Below are 3601 nucleotides of genomic sequence, written 5' to 3' on the forward strand. Positions count from 1 at the left end.
GGCCGCGGAAGCCGAAGACGGCGCTGTCGCCGGGCCTCGGCGCATTAGCGCCGGCGGCGTCGATCATGGCGTAGTAGTCGATCGCCGAAGGCGGCGGCACTTCGACGCTTCTGAGCGCCGACGCGGCGGTGGTCGGCTCGGCCGAGACGATCGCCTTGACGTCATAGTCCGGGAAGATCGGGTCGATGTAGAAGCCGCCGCCGAAGCAGTAGGCCTTGCCGCCTGACAGATGCGACACTTCGGTGAGATAGAGCACGGCAGGCAGTTCCGGCAGGTCTTCCATGACATGCAGCGCCGTGGCGCCGTGCAGGCCGTTGCCGGGTTCGCATTGCGTGGCGCCGGCTTCCGCCAGCGCGGCCAGCATGACGCTCGACGTGGTACCCGGCGCGTTGATTTCGACCCCCTTGCGGCCCGCCTTGGCGAGCGCCTCGGCTGCCTTGCTCAGCGTCGCCAGATTGGGCGTCGGCAGCACTTTACGCGCGGCATGGTTGAAGAGCAGGGCAGGGAAGGTGGTGATGCCGGCGAAGCGGCCGCCCGGAACGGCATCCAGCCGGTCAGCGACGGCGACAATTTCGCCGGCGTCGAAGCCGCCTTCATGGCCGCGGTAGAAAATGTCACCTTCGGCCGCGATGCGGGCGAGCAGGTCCTGGACATAGCCGGCCGCCTTGGCGCCTTTGCCTGCTTCCTCGGCCTTGGTGTCGTTGAAGACGGTCCAATAGTCCGGCTTGAAGGTCCTTGCCGCCGCGTCCGCCTCGAATTTCGCGATCTGCTGCAGATGGCCGAGATGGCCGAGCTTCATGCCGGCCTTATGCGTGGCGCGCGCGCAGGCCATGTCGACCGCGACAGCGCGTTCGATGCCGCCGCGCATCACCGCCTTGCAGAAGGAGCTCGAGCGGCCGACCTGCTTGGTCATGGCGAAGATCTTCAGGCCGAGCCGATCGGCTTCCTGCTTGAGGACCTTTGCATTGCGCTCGACCGTGTCGAGATCGAGCACATAGGCGTTGGCCGGCAGCTTGCCCTGCTGGTGAAGGCCGATCGCCGCTTCGATGAGGGCGGGGTTGCGGCGGCGCAGAACGTCGAGAAACATGGAAAAGGTTCCTTCAGCGGGATTTGTCGCGCAGCGACACTGCGACCGCGGTGAGGATGATCAGGCCGCGCACGATCATCTGGTCGGAGACCGAGAGGCCCATCAGGATCAGCCCGTTGTTCAGCATGCCCATCATCAGCGAGCCGACGAGGGCACCGACGATCGAGCCCTTGCCGCCATTGAGCAGCGTGCCGCCGACGATGACGGCGGCGATGACCGTCATCAGATCGGTCTCGCCGAGCGTGTATTTCGCCGCCTGCAGGCGGCCGGCGTAGAGCAATCCGGCGAGCCCCGCGAGCCCGCCGCTGATGGTGAGCACGGCGAGCCTGATCTTGGGCACGCTGATGCCCGAAACGCTTGCAGCGCGGGCGTTGTCGCCGGTCGCCAGCACATGCGCGCCGAAACGCGTCTCGCGGTAGACGAGGTGGCCGACGGCGATGGCGATCACCGTCCACCAGATGAGCGAGGGCACGCCGAGCAGCGAGCCGGAACCAAAGAAACCGGTGAAGGCATCGTTGGTGACCGAGATCGAACGCAGGTCGGTCATCGAGCGCGAGACGCCGGCGAACAGGCCCATCGTCGCCAGCGTCACCAGGAAGGACGGCAGCCTGACATAGGCGACCAGCGCGCCGTTGATGAGGCCGATCAGGATACCGGCGCCCAGGCCGGCGACGATTCCCGCCGCCATCCCGTAGGAGGCGATGGTGACGGCAGCGGCGAGCGCCGATACCGCCACGATCGAGCCGATCGAAAGGTCGATCTCGCCGGCCGACATGACGAAGACGAGGCCGATCGCCATGATCGTCACCGGCGCCGTCTGCAGCACGATGTTGGAGAGGTTGCGGACGGTGAGGAAGCCGCTGTCCCTCAGCATGAAGGCGAAGAACAGGAAGATCGCCAGGAAGCCGAGATAGACGACATATTGCTGCAGATTGAAGCGGCTGGCGAAGCTGCCCATCTCGGTGCCGGTGTTGGCGCTGGTCATGTTCGATCTCCGATGGTGCGTGCTTCGCAGCCTGCCACGCCGTCTATTTCATGGCGTCCGCGATGGTCGCGGGCACGTCCTTGTTGAGCGACTTCTTCCAGCCGTCCTTCACCGTGTCCTTGGTGACGGCGATGGAATCGACCGCGTAGAATGGCTCGGCCTTCAGGCCGACCAGCGAGCCTGCGGAGGCTCGCGCCAGCGTCACGCCGATCGAATAGGCCTCGTCGGCGACAAGGGCTGCGATGTTACCACCTTTGACCATGTCGAGCGCGGCCGGTTCGTTGAGGTCGAGCGTGACGATCTTGGTGTGCGTGTTGCCGGCGGCGCGAAGGGCGGAGAGGACGCTCAGCGCCGGCTCAGCCCAGGTGACATAGATGCCGTCGAGGTCGGGATGCTGGGTGATCATCGCCTGCGCGATGTCCTCTGAGCGCGCCGGATCGGCCATGCCGGCCTCGGCGGCGATCTGCATGTCGGGATAGTCCTGCTCGATGGTCTTCTTGAAGGCGCCGTCGCGCTGGTTGGTGACGTAGAAATCGGCGTCGTGGAAGATGTAGCCGACCTTGCCCTTCTTGCCGAGGGCCTCTGCCATGGCGATGCCGGCCTTGTTGCCCATCTGGAAGAGGTCGTCGGAGACGATGGTGACGTAATCCGTGCCCTGCTTGTAGCCGGCCGGGCTATTGTCGACGAAGCCGAGCTTGACGCCGGCCTGGCGGGCCGGATCGTAGACAGAGGCCGCGGTCGCCGGATCGACTGGAAGCGACAGGATGATCGACGGCTTCTTGGCCATCACCGTCTCGACATCGGCCTTCTGGCGGGCGGCGTCGAAGCCGGCATCGGTCTGCGCCACCACCTCGATGCCGAGACGCTTGAACTCGTCGCGCGCCCCAGCGTTGACCGCGTTGGTGTACTCGCTCATCTCGTGCCAGACGAGGGCCGCGGTAAACTTGCCGTCCTTTATCTGCTGTTCCTGCGCCGCCGTCAGCGTCAGCGAGGCCGCCGGAACCGGCTTCTCGCCGTTCGGCCCGGTGGTGACGCCTTCGGCGGCGAAGGCGTGGGCGGCGAACAGGCTCGCCAATACAGTCATGATACCAAATGCTTTGCGCATATCGTTCCCCTTCTTGTTCAGGAAGATAGCTCCGGCCCGGCAGGCCGAGCCGGAGCGTCGGCTCACTTCGCCGCGTCGAGCACCGACTGCGGCGCGTCGCGGTTGAGCGAGTCCTTCCAGCCCTGGGAGACGTTCTCCTTGGTCACGGTCAGCGCCGGCGCGACGACGAAGGCGGGCGTCTGCTGGGCAAGCAGCGACTTCATGCCGGAGGCGGCCATGGCGCGGCCGAGTTCATAGGCCTTGTCGGCGACGAGCGCGGCAACATTGCCGCCCTTGACCATGTCGAGCGCGACCGGCTCGGCAAGATCGAGCGTGACGATCTTGGTGTGGGTGTTGCCGGCGCCGCGCAGCGCCGAAAGCACGCCGTCGGCAGGCTCGGCCCAGGTCACATAGATGCCGTCGAGATCGGGATGCTGCAGCAGCA

The 3601-nt window shown here is 66.0% G+C and carries 4 protein-coding genes; all 4 read right to left on the reverse strand.

The genetic code is table 11. From position 1 onward, the window contains the following. Positions 1-1087: alanine racemase (locus EOA28_RS28795; RefSeq protein WP_128315534.1), on the reverse strand; the 1087-nt coding region annotated here is incomplete at its 3' end. A 13-nt stretch (positions 1088-1100) separates the two neighbouring features. Beyond that, the gene (locus EOA28_RS28800) at positions 1101-2072 is read right to left on the reverse strand and encodes an ABC transporter permease (RefSeq protein WP_127252444.1); all 972 of its coding nucleotides are present in this window, start codon (positions 2070-2072) and stop codon (positions 1101-1103) included. A 43-nt stretch (positions 2073-2115) separates the two neighbouring features. After that, positions 2116-3177, reverse strand: coding sequence for a substrate-binding domain-containing protein (locus EOA28_RS28805; RefSeq protein WP_245463339.1), 1062 nt, complete (start codon positions 3175-3177; stop codon positions 2116-2118). A gap of 62 nt (positions 3178-3239) precedes the next feature. After that, positions 3240-3601 (reverse strand): substrate-binding domain-containing protein (locus EOA28_RS28810; protein ID WP_148670906.1); only part of this gene is annotated, 362 nt, incomplete at its 5' end.

It is taken from the genome of Mesorhizobium sp. M2A.F.Ca.ET.067.02.1.1, assembly GCF_004023285.1.
Classification (GTDB): domain Bacteria; phylum Pseudomonadota; class Alphaproteobacteria; order Rhizobiales; family Rhizobiaceae; genus Mesorhizobium.